Below are 17,822 nucleotides of genomic sequence, written 5' to 3'. Positions count from 1 at the left end.
CTGTCATATCGTGATATACTGGTGGAACAAATGTTCCCTAGGGATATCGGCGGGTGACACAAAGAATTATGGCAAAAGAGTCCACGGTTACGATCGCGGTGCGCCCTCTGGTGGAGTATGTGTTCCGCAGCGGCAGCTTGGAAGGCGGCTTTCGTGCCGCGGTTTCGCTGACGGAAGGCACGAAGGCGCATCAGCAGGTGCAGAAGCAATACGGCGAAGGAGACCAGAAAGAAGTGTATTTGAAGGCGGAGATTCCCTGCGGGGATCTCCTCTTCGTCGTGGACGGGCGTTGCGACGGGCTGCTGGCCGGTGAGGACGGAAGCTTGACCGTGGACGAGATCAAATCGACAGCCGGCGATTTGTCGGCCATCGACGAGGACACCTATCCCGTGCATTGGGCCCAGGCGAAGTGCTATGCCTACATGTACGCCAAAGCCAACGGGCTGAGCGAGATGGGCATCCAGCTGACTTATGTGCAGCTGGATACGGGGGAGCGGAAGCAGTTTCGGACGCGCGCCGGGATCGACGAGCTGGAGACGTTTATGTATGACGTTGTTCAGCGATATGCCCCGTATGCCCGGCTGCTTCGCAACCATCGTCGCGAGCGGAACCGGAGCATCGCGGAGCTGGCGTTTCCGTTTCCCGGATACCGGGCCGGGCAACGGAAGCTGGCGGGCGCGGTGTACAAGACGATCGAGGAAGCCGTTGGTTTGTTTGCCCAAGCGCCAACAGGCATTGGCAAGACGATCTCCACCACATTTCCGGCGCTTAAGGCGATGGGGGAAGGCAAGCTAAATCAGCTGTATTACCTTACCGCCAAGACGATTACCCGGACTGCGGCGGAGAACGCCTTCGCGCTGATGGAAGCGCAGGGTCTGCAAGCTTGGGTCGTCACGCTGACCGCCAAGGAGAAAATTTGCTTTCGCGAAGAAGTCCGCTGCACCAAGGAAGACTGCATGTATGCCGACGGATATTACGATCGGATTAATGGGGCGATCCAGGATATTCTGGCGAATGAGACCCAGCTTGCCCGCCCGGTGATTGAGGCATACGCCCGGAAGCACCGGGTGTGCCCGTTTGAATTTTCGCTGGACCTCTCCTATGCCGCCGATGTAACGATCTGTGATTACAATTATGTGTTTGATCCCAAAGTGTCCTTGCAGCGCATGTTCGCCGAGCAGAAGAAGGAAACCGTGCTGCTGATCGACGAGGCGCATAATCTGGTCGACCGGGCCCGGGAGATGTATTCCGCCGAGCTGCTGAAATCCAGCTTCTTAACGCTGCAACGGGCCTATAAAGCGAAGAGTCCCTCCGTCGCGAAGGCGGCTAAGGCGGTAAACGCCGGGTTCATCGAGCTGCGGAAGCAGGCGGAAGGGTCGTTTTGGGTTGATCGGGCCGCGCCAGAGCTGCTGCTGCAGCGGGTGGAAGCTTTTTCCAAGGCTGCCGAACGGGAGCTGGCGATTGATCCCTCCGCCGCCGGGCAGGCGAATGCTCCAGGCAGTTCGGAAGCCGAGGCGCGGGAGCTGCTGCTTCAGGCTTATTTTGACGCCCTGCATTTCAGCCGAATGGGCAAGCTGTACGATGAGCGGTTCGTCACCTACGCTGAGATCGCCAGGGAGGACGTGCGGATCAAGCTGTTTTGCTTGGATCCTTCTCATTTGCTGCAGGAGATGAGCAAGGGGTTTCGCTCGCGGATTTATTTCTCGGCGACGTTGTCGCCGATGGGGTATTATCGCGACATGTTGGGCGCCGGGCCGGACGATTATTCGATATCGCTGCCTTCTCCCTTCTCCCGGGATCAGCTGGAAGTGGTGGTTGTGCCGCTGTCCACCAGGTATCAAGACCGGGAACAGACACGTGGTCCGCTCGTTCGTGCTTTACAGGAAGTGACCCGCGGCCGGCCGGGAAATTATTTGTTTTTCTTCCCATCCTACGCCTATATGAACATGATTTACGAAGAATTTGCCGCCTCCAAGGACAAAGGGACAGAGCTGTTGCTTCAGCAGGCGGGGATGACCGAGGAGGATCGGGAGCAGTTTTTAGCCGCTTTTGTGCCAAACCCTGAACCGGGCAGGACCTTTATCGCCTTTGCCGTCATGGGAGGCTTGTTCTCGGAGGGCATCGATCTTGTTGGCGACAGGTTGACAGGCGTGGCGATCGTCGGTGTCGGCTTGCCGCAAATCGGTCCGGAACGCAACTTGATTCGCGACTACTTTCAGGCGACCGGACGAGATGGCTTTGATTATGCTTACGTGTACCCCGGCATGAATAAGGTGTTGCAGGCCGGCGGGCGCCTGATTCGCTCGGAGACCGACTATGGCCGCTTGGCCCTGATCGACGACCGTTACCTTCAATCGCATTACGCACGGCTGCTGCCGGAGGAATGGCGCTAGAGCACTCCGAATATTCCCTTCAATTGTGACATATTTTGAACATGTAAGGATAACTTGTTCCGGTTGGGGGAGGCGACGGTTTGGGGATCACGTATATTAAGGTTTCGGTTGTTTATTTTGTCATCGGTGTATTGCTAGGCATGTACATGTCCATGCAACATGACTATACTTTATCGGGCGTTCATGCCCATGTGAATTTGCTGGGGTGGGCGTCCTTTGCGTTGGCTGGCGTCATTTATGTGTTGTTTCCGGGAGCAGGGGAAAGTCTGCTGAGCAAAATCCAGTTCTGGACGTACTCCATCGGGCTTCCGGTCATGATGATCAGTTTATCTCTGGTGCTGAACGGTTCCGAACAACTGGAGCCTTTGGTAGCGATTGGCGGAACCCTTGTCGTGATCAGTGTCATCATATTTGCAGTCAACGTGCTGACGAACGTGCGGACCAGCGCGTCGGCTCGCGGCAGAAAGTAACTATAGCACGAGTGAAAGAGGTGCATTCTTCATCAGCTGCCCGGGAGATCGATCTGGTCGGCTGTTTTTTTTGCAAAGCTGGGTTGACACTTATCTCGATATCATGTATCTTAATATCAAGATATCTCATATTAAGAATTATTCAAGACGCTTGAGGCTACCCTATGCTATAGTTATCATAGTCCGAACACGACATGGAGGTGAGTTCACAGATGGATCCAACGAAGAATGAGGCGCTGCATTTGTTCATCGTCTTGTCCCGGGCCAGCGAGTGGGTACATGCGCATGCGGATAAGGAGATTCGGAAATACGGATTAACCCGGACCGAGTTTGGCGTACTAGACTTGCTGTATCATAAAGGCAGACAGCCGATTCAGCAAATTGGCTCTAAGGTGTTGATGAGCAGCGGCAATATTACGTATGTCGTGGATAAGCTGGAGAAGAAGGGGTACGTCACCCGGAAGGATTGCGTGGAAGACCGACGGTTAGTTTACGCAGAACTCACCGAGCAGGGACGCGAGTTCATCGAAGAGGTGTTCCCGCAGATTACCGGCATCATCGAGGAGGCAGTCAGCGGTCTTTCGCCGGAAGAGAAGCAGATCGCGGGGATGCTGCTGAAGAAGCTTGGGAAATCGGCGCAGGCCGGCTTTAAATAGCGGCAAGGGATTAAGGGGACCCAAATCATTGCTCGCGAAAGAAATTGACTTAACGAAGCTCCGACAGGCGGCGGAAAGGGCGTCAGAGGACGTCTTTTCAGGTCTAATATCTTAATATAAAGATTCTATACATTAAGAGATATCTGATAGGAAAGTATGTCAGGTACGTACACAAATAAAATCAAAAAACAAAGGAGTTAAACATGAATTTGGAATTGGCGTTATTAATTGTTCGTTTGGTGTTGGGATTGACGATGATGGCGCATGGTGCGCAAAAGCTGTTTGGTTGGTTTGGCGGTCACGGCCCTAAAGGAACCGGCGGTTGGTTTGAAACGATAGGGATGAAGCCCGGGGTGCTGATGGCCGTGTTAGCGGGTCTCGCTGAATTTGGCGGCGGATTGCTGGTGGCGGCAGGTTTATTTACGCCTATCGGTACGGCGCTGTTGATTCTTACGATGATCGTGGCGATCGTATCCGTTCATGGTAAGAATGGGTTCTGGTCGACGTCAGGCGGCTTTGAATACAATTTGCTGCTGATCGCTGTTTTGGTTGGCTTGATGTTGTCCGGGGCCGGGGAATACTCTCTCGATGCTCTGCTATAACAAATCAGATTACTATGAACGCAATAAAGGTTTAATTGAGGAGGAAGTTATCGATGAATTCGCATGAGCATGATTTTACCACGGTTATCAAATCCCGCCGGTCGGCGAATAAATTTATCCCGGGTGTAGAAATCCAAGACAAGGAACTGGAAGAAATCTTTCATCTTACGAAATTCGCGCCGTCGGCGTTTAACTTGCAGCATACCCATTATGTGGTGGTGAAGGATCCCGAATTGAAGGAGCAAGTGTATGAGGCTGCGGCCAAGCAATATAAAGTCCGAACTGCCTCCGCGGTGATCCTGGTGCTGGGAAAATTGGATGCCCATAAGGATGTCGGGATGATGAATGAAGGCCTTCTGAATTTGGGCGTTCTCAGCAAGCAGGAGTACGACATGCTCGTGTCGGATACGATCGGGTTCTATGAAAGCCGGGGCGAAGCGTTTATGCGGGATGAGGCGATTCGCAGCGCCAGCCTATCGGCCATGCAGATGATGCTCATCGCGAAGGACCGCGGCTGGGATACATGCCCGATGATCGGGTTTGATCCCGACGCCATGCGCCGCCTGCTGAACGTTCCGGACAATTACGTGCCGGTGATGCTGATAGCGATCGGCAAAGAAGACAGCTCGAGCTTCCGTCCGCGCGGCTACCGTAAGCCGGTTGGCGAGTTCGTCAGCTTTAACCGTTTTTGAGCATGCTTATCACCCAAAACAAGGAGGAGCTACACATGGTACATCCAACTTCAGGGATTCATCATATTACCGCATTTGCTACCGATCCGCAGGCGAATGTCGATTTTTACGCAGGAGTGCTGGGGCTTAGATTGGTCAAAAAAACGATCAACTTCGATGCCCCGGAGGTGTACCATTTGTACTTCGGCGATGAGGATGGGAATCCGGGAACGATTATGACCTTCTTCCCGACGCCCGGGGCTCGGCGTGGCCGGGTTGGCGGCGGCCAGGTCGGCGTCACTACCTTCGCCATACCGGTTGGCACAATGGGATTCTGGCAGGAGCGTCTGCACAAATTCGGCATCTCCACGACCGAAACCCGCCGATTCGGTGAATCCTATCTGCATTTCCGTGACAAAGACGGACTCCAGCTCGAGCTGGTGGAACGCGCTACCGGCCCGCTAAGCACTTGGTCGTTTGGCGGCATTCCAACCGACAAGGCGATCAAAGGCTTTGGCGGCGCGGTGCTCTACAGCATGGCCCCGGAGAAAACTGCCGCGTTGCTCGAAACCGTCATGGGCTTACAGAAGCTTGGCACAGAGGGCGATTATACCCGTTTTAAAGCCGAGGGTGACCTTGGCGACGTGATCGATGTAAACGTCAAATCGATGGAATACGGCGCGGGCGGAGCCGGAACGGTGCATCACATCGCCTGGAGAGCCCGGGACTTCGCGGAACATGAAGAATGGAGAGTTCGGGTTGCCGAGCACGGCTACCATCCGACGCCAATCGTTGACCGGCAATATTTTCACGCGCTTTATTTCCGGGAGGAAGGCGGCATCTTGTTCGAAATTGCCACGAATCCGCCAGGGTTCGCCAATGACGAGTCGCCGGAGCATTTGGGTGAAAAGCTGATGCTTCCCGCTTGGTATGAACCGCACCGTGCACTGATCGAACAAAATCTGACCCCGTTTGAAGTCCGGGCGCTGAAGGAGGATCTGCAGGGATGAAGCTGAAGCATATCTTCAAGCCGGGGACCCTAACGGCCAGCGGTGAAGCGGCGGCACCTACACTGCTTCTTCTCCACGGCACCGGCGGCACGGAGCGGGATCTGCTGCCATTGGCAGAAATCATCTCCCCGGCTTCGGCAGTGCTTAGCGTCCGGGGGAACGTATTGGAGAACGGGATGCCGCGTTTCTTCCGGCGGTTGGCGATGGGCGTGTTCGACGAGGAGGATCTGGTGCTGCGCACGAAGGAGCTGCACGATTTCCTGGACGAGGCGGCGGCGCACTACGGCTTCGATCGGAGCCGCATCGTTGCGGTGGGGTATTCGAACGGAGCAAACATCGCAGCGAGCCTCCTGTTCCACCATGCGGCCGCACTAAGCGGGGCTATTCTGCACCATCCGATGGTCCCGCGGCGGGGCGTGCCGCTGCCGGAGATGGCAGGAATCCCTGTCTTCATCGGGGCGGGGCGGAATGACGCGATGTGTAAGCCGGAAGAAACCGAGGAACTGGAAGGGGTGCTCAGAGGTGCGGGTGCCCAAGTGCATGTGCATTGGGAGCCCTATGGACATCAGTTGACCGAAACCGAGGTTCAGGCTGCGGCAGAGTGGTTTCAGGACCATCTGCTGAACCAATAAGACAGGTATCATCAAAGGCAGTTCGGAGCACATCGCTCTGGACTGCCTTTGTTTGTTGGATAAATTAAGTGCCCACAAATGAGAGATTTTGTGCTAGCATAAAATGTGTGCGCTTACATGGAGGATATTGGTTGAACTATAGATGCATGGAATTTACGTAAAAGGGGAGGGATGGCAGTCATGCTGCAAGTGCTTCTGGTCGATGATGAGCCTTGGGTGCTGGAAGGTCTTCGAACTATGGTGAATTGGGAAAAGCACGGCTTTCAAGTCTGCGGCGAAGCGCTGGACGGTCCGGAGGCCTTAACCAAGATGCAGGAGCTGCGGCCTGAGCTGGTCGTCACGGATATCCATATGCCCGTCATCAGCGGCTTGGAGCTGATTGAACGGAGTAAACAGCTGCTCGCAAGGCCCCCTAAGTTCGTTATTTTAAGCGGATACGACGATTTTAACTACGCACTTACGGCGATGCGGCAACGGGTGGCGGAGTATCTGCTAAAACCGATTGACGAAGACGAGTTCGGGGCGATTCTGGACCGTCTCGGTCAGATGATCGCCGAGGAGCGGGAAATGGAGCAGTCCAAGCTAAGGAAGCAGACGTTGTTTAAAAATAACCTCCTGAACCGATTGATTCAGGGGGAAGAAGGCGCCCGGCTGGAGCAGGAGGCGGCAGCCGCGCTTCAGCTCGGGGGCGAGCCGGAGCTGCGGTGTATGCTGTTCGACGCCGGGATTGATCCGCAAGCTCTAAAGCAGCGGGTGCTTGGTTATTTCTCGAAACCTGCGGATGCGGATCGTTCCTTCCTGGACGGCTCAGGCCGGGTCGGGATGATTATTCGGACAGATGAAATACCGCAGCCGCGTATCGAAGAGATGGGACTGGCGATCAGCAGTGAGCTTTCGGAGATAGGTTCGCCGGCAGTGATCGCCGTCAGCCGCGCCGGGAAGGGGATCCGCTCGATCCGGGAGCTGTATCTGCAAACGATGGAGACCGTCAAAGCGAAGCGTGAGAAGGGGAGAACTGGCTTCTTCTTGCCTTGCCATCACCCGCAGCTCCAGAGTACGGAGGATGTGTTGAAGGGAAAGGTCGAGCTGCTGCTGGACGCCGTGCTTCAAGGGGATCCCGGAACAGCGGGGGCGGCGGTGGAAGAGGTGTTTGGCGCACTTGCCTGCAGCCAGATCGGCGTGGAAACCATGCGGGCCTTCGCAGCCAATATGGAGCTGACGTTATGCCGCAGGATCAAGAAAGCCGGCGGTGATGCCGACGCCTTTATGGTCCGCATGCAGGGGGACGAAGGGGATTCGAACGGCATCAGCGACTACCTGGCGCTCAGGCAGTATCTTCATAGGCTGTGCCAGGAGGCTTCGTTGCTGCTGGCCGGATTGCGCCGGAAGAACGAGAATAACACGGTATTTCAGGTCATTCAGTACGTAGATGAGGAGTTCCGCAGCAAGCTGAAGCTGCAAACCCTCGCCAAGAAGTTTCACATGAATCCGACCTATTTGGGGCAGGTGTTCAAAAAAGAAACGGGCAAAAGCTTCAACGAATATCTCAACGAGAAACGGCTTGAAGAGGCCAAACGCCTGCTGAAGCGCACCTCGATGAAAATTTCCGATATTGCGCTGCAGGTGGGGTATCCGAATACGGACTATTTTATCAGCAAATTCAAACAGTCGATCGGTATGCTGCCCTCTGCCTACAAATCCGAGTTTCAAAATGACGGCTCCAAGAAAGTGGAAGGGTCCAGATCGGCCGAATAAGCCCAAGGTGGTGCGAGCATGGGAAGATGGAGATTCCGGGGAAAAGTGAACGATATTCCGCTGAAGACGAAATTTTTGCTGATCTACTTGATTGGCGTACTGCTGCCGATCCTGGTCATTAACCTGATGTTTATGGGGCGGATGACCGGTTTTATTAAAGAACGCGAGAAGCAGAACCTGGAGATTTCCATGGAGCGTGCCCGAAAGGACATTCATGATTTTATCGACGGCGGGGTGGCTGTCAGTCATGCCCTGAACACGGATAAGACGCTGTATGAAAAGATGGATCGGACCTACTCGGACCCGGTCGATTTTTACGAAACGTTTGATGAGCAGCTGCGCAATCGGGTTACCAGCTACATTCCGGTCAATAATCAGATTCTGCGGATCGGGATATACACGACCAATCCGACGATCGTCCCCGGGGGCAATTATCATTTGATCGATGATGAGGTGAAGAACAGCGAATGGTACCGGATCTGGAGCAGCTCGTCCGACCCGGTGGTCGTCGCTGCGTACCGTGCCTCTCAAGCCTTTAACCGGGCGAATACCGAGTCTTATTTCAGCGTGATCGAGGAGATGGACTACTACGATTCCTATAACACCTTCGACAAGCTGCTAAGGATCGACATTGACCTCAGCAAAATTTACGACGTGATCGTCCGGGAGCGGGACTACCTGGATTTGTATCTGGTCAACGGGAACGATGAAATCATCGTGTCGGCGGACAGCGGCTATCGGCAGGACGCAAGCGTCGGTTATCCCAAGCTTGAATTGTCTGCCGAGGATCGGGAGAAGGGCGTAGTGTCCGTTGCCATCGGCAATGCCAAATATGTGAAAGGCTGGCGGCTGATCGGGATTCCGCAGGGAACCCGGGTATCGAAGGCGATGCTCGATATGCGCCTGTTCGTCGGGATGTTGGCGGCAGCGATCACTTTATTCACGTCGCTCTTTATCTACGTGATGCTCCGATCTTACCATTACCGGGTAAAGCGGCTGTCTCGCCATATGCAGAAGGTCACCAACGAGAAGTTCGATTTGATCAACATCGATGAAGGACGCGATGAGATCGGCGGCTTGATCCGCAACTTTAACATGATGACCGCCCGTATCAACGCGTTGATCAATAACGTTTACAAGCTGGAAATCCAGCAGAAGAGCCTCGAAGCCGAGCGGATGCGGGCAGAGCTGAACTTCTTGCAGAGTCAGATGAACCCTCATTTTCTGTTTAATACGCTGAACGCGATTTTGGTTGTCTGTACGAAAAATAACTACTCCGATGTTACGGACATCATTAAAAACCTGTCCAGGCTGCTGCGCCGGCTGCTCCGCTGGAAGGAGGACCTTGTCACGCTGGAGGAGGAAATTCGGTTTATCGACATGTATTTGAAAATCGAGAAGTTCCGCTTCCGGGACAAATTCGAGTACGTCTTCGACATCGAGGAGGAGGCGCTGCATTATACCATTCCAAAAATGAGCATCCAGCCGCTGGTCGAGAACGCCTGCAAGCACGGAATCCAGGCGGTGCAGGGCACCGGGCTCGTCGCCGTCAAAGCCCGCGTGGAAGACGGCCGGCTTCGCATCGTCATTTCGGATAACGGCAAAGGCATCGAACCGGAGCAGCTGCGGGAAATCCTGCTTTCCGTACGGAGTGAGAACACGCCTGGGAACAGCATCGGCATCCGCAATGTGTATCGCCGGTTTGAGTTGTACTACAACGATCAGGTTCGCTTCAACATCAACAGCAAGCCGGGACAAGGGACGGAAGTATGCATCGAAATCCCGGTCAAACTGCTTCAACACCAGGAAGATTAATCGGGAGGGAATAGCCATGAGATTCAAGGTGTTATTGGTGGATGACGAGCCGGCAGCTTTAGAGGGGATGCAGCTGTGGATCAACTGGCCGGAGTTGGGCTTTGAAATTTGCGGGACCAGCAGCAACGGCGCGGAGGCGCTGGAGAAGATCGGCAAGCTGCAGCCGGATCTGGTCGTCACCGACGTGCGGATGCCGGGGATGGACGGACTGGAAATGATCGAGGCGTGGCAGAAGCAGAATTCCCGGCAGGTCAGCTTTGCGATCGTCAGCGGGTACAGTGAATTTCAATATGCGCAAAAAGCACTCCGCTTCGGCGTCACCCGGTATTTGCTGAAGCCGATTGACGAGGAGATCGCTGCCGAAGAGCTCGGGGCGATTTATGAGGAGCTGGCGGAGGAACAGGAGCGTCAGCGCATTAACCGAATCGCCTCCTACGAGGAAACGGTCAGCCTGCTGAAGGGATTGATCCACCCCTCGCCGGGGCTTCCCATGGATGCGGGGCGGATCGCTGCGCTCTCGAGCCTTCGGGAGGTGTGGAATGTTTGCCTCATTCAGCCTAGAGGCTGCAGCGTCGCCGAGGCCCGGGAGCAAGTTGCAGCTTATGCCGGGGAGCGGGAAGCGATGTATTTCATCGATCTGGACTATGGCGGCCTGGTCTTGGTGTACGGATTTCATCCCGGGGAGGATGGACCGGACGGCGCTATACGGATACGCGAATTGGAGAGCCTGTGCTGCGGTCTCGGAGCAGTAGCATCCGCGGGTCAGGGCGTGGCAAGCCTGCAAGAGATTGCAGCAGCGTTCAGCCAGGCTCAGATAGCGATGCAGCATCAGTTTTATGCGGAGGGCCCTGCCGGGATCAGGGTATACCGTAACGTGGCCGCGCTGAAGTTCCACCGCCAGTACGATCAAACGGAGCTGGCGGATCGCATCGTGGGGGCGCTCCAGCTGCTGGACAAAGCGGGCTTGGAGGAAGGTCTGTCCGAGGCGGAGCATAAGTTCCGTGAACATTACCTTACGCCGGACATCGTACGTAAATTTGTGATTCATTTATCTTACCTGATGGTGGAACACCTGGAGGAACTCCCGGACAAGGCGGCGGAGCTGCAGAGCAAATACGATATTCCCGGCATGGCCTCGGCGGCACCAACCCTGCGGGAATTAATGGACCGTATCCATGCGTTTGGGATGGAATGCATCGATTGGCTCCTGAAGGACAAAACCGAACGGTCCCAAGGGGTGATCCAAGACATCAACGCCTATATCCGGGAGCATTACCGCGAGCCATTGACGATCAAGAAGCTGGCAGAGGTGTTTTACCTTCATCCGGTCTATTTAGGCCAATTGCTGCAGAAGAAGAACGGCGTTCATTTTAACGAAATGATCCATAACTATCGCATTGAAGAAGCCGTCAGGCTGCTCCGGGACGGAAGCTTGAATAACGGCGAGGTGGCCGAGCGAGTGGGTTACGCGAACTATGGCCAATTTCTCAAGCAATTTGAAAAAAGATTGCAAATGTCGCCTAACGAATACCGAAACAGGAACTGAAATTTTGAAGGTTGAACCTTTAATTGTGAACTAGTTGCGGCTGGGTAGCGCTTTTAGAATTAAAGATAAGTTGGTGAAAGGGCTTTCAAAAAAGCTTGAACATCAACAAATCATTACGGAGGTGCTTTACATGGGGGGCAAGACCAAATCAATGCTCCGGCTCAGCGTCATCCTGCTGTTATCGCTCAGCGTCATCCTAGCGGGATGCGGCAGCGGTAATAACAACGCTACCACAGCCGAAACCAACACCGGCAATCCAGCCACTACAGGAAACAATGCCGGAGATAAAGTCGAACCGTTTGAAATCACTGCGTTTATCGGTGAAGCCGGCCAACAGCCGACGCCGGACAACAAGATTTACAAGAAGATTAAAGATGAGCTGGGCGTCACGTTCAAATTTGAATTTCTTGCCGGGGATATTAACCAGAAGCTTGGCGTTATGATCGCGGGCTCCGATTATCCCGATATTATGACCGGCAATACGAAGTTGACGGCGGCAGGCGCTTATATTCCTTTGGAAGACCTGATTGAAGAACATGCTCCGAATTTGAAGAAGCACTATGAGAAGTACTGGAACATGATGAAGGACCCGAACGACGGCCATATCTACATCCTGCCAAACTACGGGGCTTATAACGGGGAAGTCAGCACGACCTGGTATTCGGGCCCGGCGTTCTGGATCCAAAAGGCCGTTCTGGAGGAAGCGGGATATCCGCAGGTCAAAACGCTTGACGAATATTTTGATCTGCTTGTGAAGTACAAGGAGAAGCACCCGACGATCGATGGAAGCCCCACGATTGGTTTCGAAATTCTGAATTATGACTGGAGAAACTGGGGGCTGTTTAATGCGCCGCAGCATCTGATCGGACACCCGAATGACGGCGGCGTTGTCGTGAATAACGGCAAAGCGGAGATTTTCGCCGACAAGGATTATGCGATGCGGTACTACAAGAAGCTGAATGAAATGAACGCCTTAGGTTTGATCGATAAAGAGACGTTTACGCAGAACTATGACCAATATCAAGCGAAAATTTCCAGCGGCACGGTGCTCGGATTTTTCGATCAACACTGGAACTTCCAAAGTGCGGAGAACGTGTTGATTACGGCGGACAAACATGAAAGAACCTATGTGGGATTGCCGCTGGTTTATGATACAAGCATTAAAGATTACTATCTTGACCGCCCGGCGTTGAATTTGAACAACGGCTTTGGGATCAGCGTAAATGCCGGTAAGGAAAAAGCGATCAAGATCCTGAAGCTGTGGGATCGCCTGATTCAAGAAGATTGGCAAAAAATCCTCTCCTGGGGGATCGAAGGCGAAGACTACATCGTGAACGAAGAGGGCCGCTTTATGAAAACCCAGGAACAACGCGACCGGTTTACGGATGCCACTTGGAAGCTGGCCAATAAGGCGGATACGCTTTATAGCTTCAGCCCGAAAATGCAAGGTTATTTCAGTGACGGCAATGCGACGGATGCCGCCGCTCAACCGGAAGAATACAAAGCTTCGCTGGAGGAATATGATAAGAAGTTCCTTGAAGCGTACGGATACAACAGTTATGTCGATTTCTTCAGCCCGGCTCCAGAGAACCCGATCTATTATCCGGCATGGTCGGTTGACTTAGTGGAGGGTTCGGAAGCCAAGGTAGTGAACACCAAACAAAATGATCTGTCTACGAAATATCTGCCTAAAGCAATTTTGGCTGACCCAGCCGACTTCAACAAGGTATGGGATGAATACGTGGGAGAAATCCACAAGCTCAACATTAAAGCTTATGAAGACCGCATCAACGAAGTGTTGCAATGGAGAATTGACAACTGGACCGTAAAATAATCCAGGGATTCAAGCGGAGAATGGAAGGCATCCAAGCCTTCCATTCTTCGAAATCTTAGGCTTTGTGGGGAGAACAAATTATGGATGAGACCTTAATGGAAAAACACGCCGTCCCGAAAGCGAAAAAACGAAAACAACAGCAAATAACCTGGTCCCTGATCAAGAGTCAACGGCAGTTGATCTTCATGTCGGTCCCGTTATTGGCTTATATTATATTGTTTGCTTATGTCCCGGTGTGGGGCTGGACGATGGCGTTTCAAAATTATAAGCCGGCAAGAAGCTTTGGCCAGCAGGAATGGGTCGGGTTCAAGCAATTCAAGTTCCTGTTTACGGACGACAGCTTCCTTCGGGTGCTGCGCAATACGCTGGGAATGAGTATCATCAACCTGGTGCTAGGCTTTGTCACCGCAATCGCTCTGGCCTTGCTGCTGAATGAAATCAAGAAGATTTTCTGGAAAAGAACCGTCCAAACCATCTCGTATCTTCCGCACTTCCTGTCCTGGATCATCGTCACCGGGATCGTCGCGACCTCCCTTGCCTCCGATGGCATCGTCAACGACGTTCTGATGCGGCTGCATCTGATCAAGGAGCCGATCCTGTGGCTCAGCGAAGGCAAGTATTTCTGGGGTGTCGTTGGTGCATCCCATGTCTGGAAAGAGGTTGGCTGGAACACGATCATTTATTTGGCTGCGATGGCGGCGATTGACCCGGCATTATACGAAGCTGCGGATATCGACGGAGCCAGCCGATACCGGAAGATGCTTCATGTCACACTTCCCGGCATTAAGCCAACGATTGTCATTCTGCTGATCATGTCCATCGGTCATATTCTGGAAGCCGGCTTCGAGGTCCAATACCTGCTCGGGAACGGTCTGGTGGTTGACTGGGCGGAAACGATTGATATTTTCGTGCTGAAATACGGGATTGCCCAAGGCAACTACTCCCTGGCAACCGCCGGCGGGATATTCAAAACGGTCGTTAGCGTAACCATGCTGCTCTTCGCGAACTGGATCGCCAAACGACTAGGGGAAGAGAGGCTGTTATAGAGATGGCAAACCAAACGATCACCCCAGAGCGAGTATCTGCTGCTGCTTTGCAAAGACGGGTCGGACGAGGCAAGGTGGAGCCGGTGATTTTTCATACACTGAATACCATCTTCATGATCTTTCTCGTCGTCGTGACGTTGTATCCGTTTCTGAACACCATCGTGGTTTCGTTTAACGCGGGGAACGATACGATCCGCGGCGGGATCTACCTGTGGCCGAGACAATTTACGCTTCAGAACTATAAGGCGATCTTCGTCTCCGGCACGATCTACGATGCCTTCCTGATTTCGGTGGCGAGAACGGTGTTGTCCACGATTCTGAACATCTTCCTGACAACGATGCTCGCCTATACGCTGAGTCGGCGGGAATATGTGTTCCGCAAGCCGATTACGTTGATTTTCGTGCTTACGATGTATTTTAATGCGGGGTTGATTCCAGGGTATTTCCTGATGAAGGATTTGCATTTGATCAACACGTTTTGGGTTTACGTTGTTCCCTCGATGATCAGCGCATTTAACTTGATCGTCATCCGGACGTATATCGGCACGATTCCCGAGAGCTTGGTGGAGTCGGCGAGAATTGACGGGGCAGGCGATTTCAAAATCTTCTGGTCCATCATCTTCCCGCTGTGCAAACCGGTATTAGCGACGATCGCGTTATTTGTGGCCGTAGGGGCCTGGAACTCCTGGTTTGATGCGTTCCTGTATACGTCCTCGAGACAGGAGCTCAGCACCCTGCAATATGAGCTGATGAAACTGCTGTCTTCCAGCATGAATGCCAACAGCAATCCGGCCGTTGCCAACGGGGCGGGCATGACCCAGGATACGGCGGCTTCCATGGTCACTCCGTTATCGATCCGGGCGGCGGTTACCGTGGTGGCATCTGTTCCGATCCTGCTCGTATATCCCTTCATGCAAAAATATTTCGTGGTAGGCCTTAATGTAGGGAGTGTCAAAGAATAATCGTTTTTATTTCGTGAACCGCTCGTTTGAGTATTTTCCCAGCGTGGCAGAGGAGGGGATCCATCATGAATCCAACGTTCAGTTCCGTACCGGCATTAAAGGAGCTGTTTGCGGCGGACTTCAACATCGGGGCGGCGGTGAATCCGACGACGATCCGGACGCAGGAGGCGTTGCTGGCTTATCATTTTAACAGCCTGACTGCGGAGAACGAGATGAAGTTCGTCAGCGTGCATCCGGAGGAGCAAACCTATACCTTCGAGGCGGCGGACCGGCTGGTCGAATTCGCCCGAGAGCACGGCATGGCCATGCGGGGACACACGCTCGTATGGCATAACCAGACGTCCGATTGGCTGTTCCAGGATCGCCAAGGCGGGAGGGTAAGCAAGGAGGTGCTGCTCGGAAGGCTCCGGGAGCATATTCATACCGTTGTGGGCCGGTACAAGAACGAGATCTACGCCTGGGACGTCGTCAACGAGGTCATCGCGGACGAAGGGGAAGCGCTGCTGCGCACTTCCAAATGGACGAAAATCGCGGGACATGAATTTATCGCCAAAGCGTTCGAATATGCGCATGAAGCCGATCCGCAGGCGCTGTTGTTTTATAACGACTATAACGAATCGAACCCTCTGAAACGCGATAAAATTTACACGCTCGTCCAATCGCTGCTGGAGCAAGGGGTGCCGATCCATGGGATCGGATTGCAGGCGCACTGGAACCTGTACGATCCATCGCTGGATGAGATCAAGGCGGCGATCGAGAAGTATGCTTCGCTTGGGCTGCAGCTGCAGTTGACGGAGCTGGATCTCTCGATGTTCCGCTTCGATGACCGGCGAACCGACTTGACTGCGCCGGAGCCGGCGATGCTGGAGCGGCAGGCCGAACGTTATGAGGCCGTATTCCGGCTGTTGCTGGCGTATCGTGACGTCATCAGCGGAGTCACCTTCTGGGGAGCGGCGGACGATTACACCTGGCTGGACGATTTTCCGGTGCGCGGCCGCAAGAACTGGCCGTTTCTGTTCGACGCCAAGCACCAGCCGAAGGAGGCGTTCCATCGCGTTGCGGCCCTGGCTGCGGAGCAGCGGGCATAAAGGCAGCGCATGGGGGAAAACAACGATAACGGAAAACGCTTTATTCTGGTGGCGTTTTCGGTGTAAAATGGTAGAGGCCCTTCTGGTTGGAAGGGCCTCTTTTGAAGTATGTTGAACCTATTTCGGATTAGACCTATCGAACCTTAGGAGGAGAATCGATGAAATATCGGGAGCTTGGTAATACGGGTCTTCAAGTCAGCGAGGTGAGCTTTGGCACTTGGGCCATCGGCGGAAGCTGGGGCAACACGAATGATGACGAGGCCCTGAAGGGCTTGGATAAAGCGATTGGAGAAGGTGTCAATTTCTTCGATACGGCGGACGTTTATGGCGACGGACATGCGGAGCGTCTGCTTGCCAAAGCGACCAAAGGGAAGGAAGACGAGATCTATATCGCGACAAAATTTTGCCGCGCTGGCGATATTCATGACCTGGAGACGTATTCCGAAGCGCGGGTGCGGGCTTATTGCGAAGCCAGCTTAAAACGGTTGGAGCGCGAGCGTATCGATCTGTATCAGATTCATTGCCCGCCGTTGTCCGTGTTGAAGGACGGCCGGGTATTTGAAGTGTTGGACAAGCTGCAGGCGGAGGGAAAAATCCGCCACTACGGCGTGAGCGTAGAGACGGTGGAGGAAGGGTTGTTCTGCCTGGGGGTGCCGGGGGTTAAGGCGCTGCAGGTCATCCTGAACCTGTTCCGCCAAAAGCCGCTCGCAGAGTTGCTGCCGAAGGCGCAGGAAGCCGGCGTGGGCATCCTTGTGCGGCTTCCGCTGGCCAGCGGCCTGCTGACCGGCAAATTCACGCCGGACACGACGTTTGCTGCCGACGATCACCGCAACTTTAACGCGAACGGTGAGCAGTTCAACGTCGGTGAGACGTTTGCAGGCTTGCCGTTCGTCAAAGGTGTCGAGCTGGCAGCGCAGCTCAGCTGGATCGCGGAAGGCCGCGGGGACATGGCCCGCGCGGCGATGCGCTGGATTCTGGACCAGCCGCAAGTCTCCTGCGTGATCCCCGGCTTCCGCAACGTGCGTCAGGTCGAGGACAACCTCGGCGCGATCGACGTGCCTTCCTTCAGCAAGGAAGAGCTGGAGCGGTTGGCCCTCTTCTACCAGAACGAAGTCGCGCAGCATATTCGCGGGGCGTACTGATTCTGGAGATGCGCCGGACGTAGGCTGCCGAGGACGGGATGGCGTGGAGCGGAGCGGAGCGGGGCAAATAAGGTGAAAAAATGTTCTTATTATGCGCGATTCACGTCCGGACGCCCAAATAGAGGTAAAAAATCACCTTATTCACCGATCGAGGCCAGCATTTTGGCGTTTTTCCCGGGAATAAGGTGAAGAAAAGGCGT

At 54.0% G+C, this 17,822-nt stretch carries 15 protein-coding genes; all 15 read left to right on the top strand.

Annotation, left to right across the window (positions count from 1 at the left end):
- Positions 1–68: 68 nt before the first annotated feature.
- Positions 69–2,393, top strand: a complete 2,325-nt coding sequence (locus U9M73_RS16500) for an ATP-dependent DNA helicase (RefSeq protein ID WP_323078107.1) — start codon at positions 69–71, stop codon at positions 2,391–2,393.
- 80 nt (positions 2,394–2,473) lie between these two features.
- On the top strand, positions 2,474–2,863 hold the full coding sequence (locus tag U9M73_RS16495; RefSeq protein ID WP_009223565.1) for a heme-copper oxidase family protein: 390 nt from the start codon (positions 2,474–2,476) through the stop codon (positions 2,861–2,863).
- A 212-nt stretch (positions 2,864–3,075) separates the two neighbouring features.
- The gene (locus U9M73_RS16490) at positions 3,076–3,519 is read left to right on the top strand and encodes a MarR family winged helix-turn-helix transcriptional regulator (protein ID WP_260070181.1); all 444 of its coding nucleotides are present in this window, start codon (positions 3,076–3,078) and stop codon (positions 3,517–3,519) included.
- 203 nt (positions 3,520–3,722) lie between these two features.
- Complete coding sequence (locus tag U9M73_RS16485) at positions 3,723–4,121, top strand: DoxX family protein (protein WP_009223567.1); 399 nt, start codon at positions 3,723–3,725, stop codon at positions 4,119–4,121.
- 53 nt (positions 4,122–4,174) lie between these two features.
- Positions 4,175–4,813 carry a nitroreductase family protein gene (locus U9M73_RS16480; protein WP_009223568.1) on the top strand — a complete coding sequence of 213 codons (639 nt, stop codon included), beginning with the start codon at positions 4,175–4,177 and terminating at the stop codon, positions 4,811–4,813.
- A 35-nt stretch (positions 4,814–4,848) separates the two neighbouring features.
- Entirely contained in the window at positions 4,849–5,802 is a 954-nt protein-coding gene (locus U9M73_RS16475; RefSeq protein ID WP_323078105.1) for a ring-cleaving dioxygenase, read from the top strand.
- Entirely contained in the window at positions 5,799–6,434 is a 636-nt protein-coding gene (locus U9M73_RS16470) for an alpha/beta hydrolase (protein WP_009223570.1), read from the top strand. Before U9M73_RS16475 ends, U9M73_RS16470 begins: the two co-directional genes overlap by 4 nt.
- A 180-nt stretch (positions 6,435–6,614) precedes the next feature.
- Complete coding sequence (locus U9M73_RS16465; protein ID WP_323078104.1) at positions 6,615–8,189, top strand: response regulator transcription factor; 1,575 nt, start codon at positions 6,615–6,617, stop codon at positions 8,187–8,189.
- A gap of 18 nt (positions 8,190–8,207) precedes the next feature.
- Positions 8,208–10,004: a sensor histidine kinase gene (locus tag U9M73_RS16460; RefSeq protein WP_260070186.1), complete on the top strand. Its 1,797-nt coding sequence runs from the start codon at positions 8,208–8,210 to the stop codon at positions 10,002–10,004.
- A 16-nt stretch (positions 10,005–10,020) separates the two neighbouring features.
- Positions 10,021–11,550, top strand: a complete 1,530-nt coding sequence (locus U9M73_RS16455; protein ID WP_260070187.1) for a response regulator transcription factor — start codon at positions 10,021–10,023, stop codon at positions 11,548–11,550.
- Between the two features lie 130 nt (positions 11,551–11,680).
- Entirely contained in the window at positions 11,681–13,384 is a 1,704-nt protein-coding gene (locus U9M73_RS16450; RefSeq protein ID WP_323078102.1) for a type 2 periplasmic-binding domain-containing protein, read from the top strand.
- Between the two features lie 80 nt (positions 13,385–13,464).
- On the top strand, positions 13,465–14,430 hold the full coding sequence (locus tag U9M73_RS16445) for an ABC transporter permease (protein WP_260070189.1): 966 nt from the start codon (positions 13,465–13,467) through the stop codon (positions 14,428–14,430).
- Positions 14,431–14,432: 2 nt separating this feature from the next.
- A complete protein-coding gene (locus tag U9M73_RS16440; protein WP_260070190.1) occupies positions 14,433–15,392 on the top strand; it encodes a carbohydrate ABC transporter permease in 960 nt (319 codons plus the stop codon).
- 65 nt (positions 15,393–15,457) lie between these two features.
- Positions 15,458–16,480: an endo-1,4-beta-xylanase gene (locus tag U9M73_RS16435; protein ID WP_323078099.1), complete on the top strand. Its 1,023-nt coding sequence runs from the start codon at positions 15,458–15,460 to the stop codon at positions 16,478–16,480.
- A 158-nt stretch (positions 16,481–16,638) separates the two neighbouring features.
- Complete coding sequence (locus U9M73_RS16430) at positions 16,639–17,622, top strand: aldo/keto reductase (RefSeq protein WP_323078098.1); 984 nt, start codon at positions 16,639–16,641, stop codon at positions 17,620–17,622.
- Positions 17,623–17,822 lie beyond the last annotated feature (200 nt).

It is taken from the genome of Paenibacillus phoenicis (assembly GCF_034718895.1).
Taxonomy (GTDB): domain Bacteria; phylum Bacillota; class Bacilli; order Paenibacillales; family Paenibacillaceae; genus Fontibacillus; species Fontibacillus phoenicis.
Note: the sequence above shows the minus strand (reverse complement) of the source record. Positions and strands in the feature narration are given on the sequence as shown.

Excerpts from the sequence above, each read along its gene's own strand:
- U9M73_RS16430 (WP_323078098.1), top strand. The coding sequence starts at position 16,639 with ATGAAATATCGGGAGCTTGGTAATACGGGTCTTCAAGTCAGCGAGGTG.
- U9M73_RS16440 (WP_260070190.1), top strand. The coding sequence starts at position 14,433 with ATGGCAAACCAAACGATCACCCCAGAGCGAGTATCTGCTGCTGCTTTG.
- U9M73_RS16475 (WP_323078105.1), top strand. The coding sequence starts at position 4,849 with ATGGTACATCCAACTTCAGGGATTCATCATATTACCGCATTTGCTACC.
- U9M73_RS16500 (WP_323078107.1), top strand. The coding sequence starts at position 69 with ATGGCAAAAGAGTCCACGGTTACGATCGCGGTGCGCCCTCTGGTGGAG.
- U9M73_RS16445 (WP_260070189.1), top strand. The coding sequence starts at position 13,465 with ATGGATGAGACCTTAATGGAAAAACACGCCGTCCCGAAAGCGAAAAAA.
- U9M73_RS16465 (WP_323078104.1), top strand. The coding sequence starts at position 6,615 with ATGCTGCAAGTGCTTCTGGTCGATGATGAGCCTTGGGTGCTGGAAGGT.
- U9M73_RS16450 (WP_323078102.1), top strand. The coding sequence starts at position 11,681 with ATGGGGGGCAAGACCAAATCAATGCTCCGGCTCAGCGTCATCCTGCTG.
- U9M73_RS16490 (WP_260070181.1), top strand. The coding sequence starts at position 3,076 with ATGGATCCAACGAAGAATGAGGCGCTGCATTTGTTCATCGTCTTGTCC.
- U9M73_RS16455 (WP_260070187.1), top strand. The coding sequence starts at position 10,021 with ATGAGATTCAAGGTGTTATTGGTGGATGACGAGCCGGCAGCTTTAGAG.
- U9M73_RS16480 (WP_009223568.1), top strand. The coding sequence starts at position 4,175 with ATGAATTCGCATGAGCATGATTTTACCACGGTTATCAAATCCCGCCGG.
- U9M73_RS16435 (WP_323078099.1), top strand. The coding sequence starts at position 15,458 with ATGAATCCAACGTTCAGTTCCGTACCGGCATTAAAGGAGCTGTTTGCG.
- U9M73_RS16470 (WP_009223570.1), top strand. The coding sequence starts at position 5,799 with ATGAAGCTGAAGCATATCTTCAAGCCGGGGACCCTAACGGCCAGCGGT.
- U9M73_RS16485 (WP_009223567.1), top strand. The coding sequence starts at position 3,723 with ATGAATTTGGAATTGGCGTTATTAATTGTTCGTTTGGTGTTGGGATTG.
- U9M73_RS16460 (WP_260070186.1), top strand. The coding sequence starts at position 8,208 with ATGGGAAGATGGAGATTCCGGGGAAAAGTGAACGATATTCCGCTGAAG.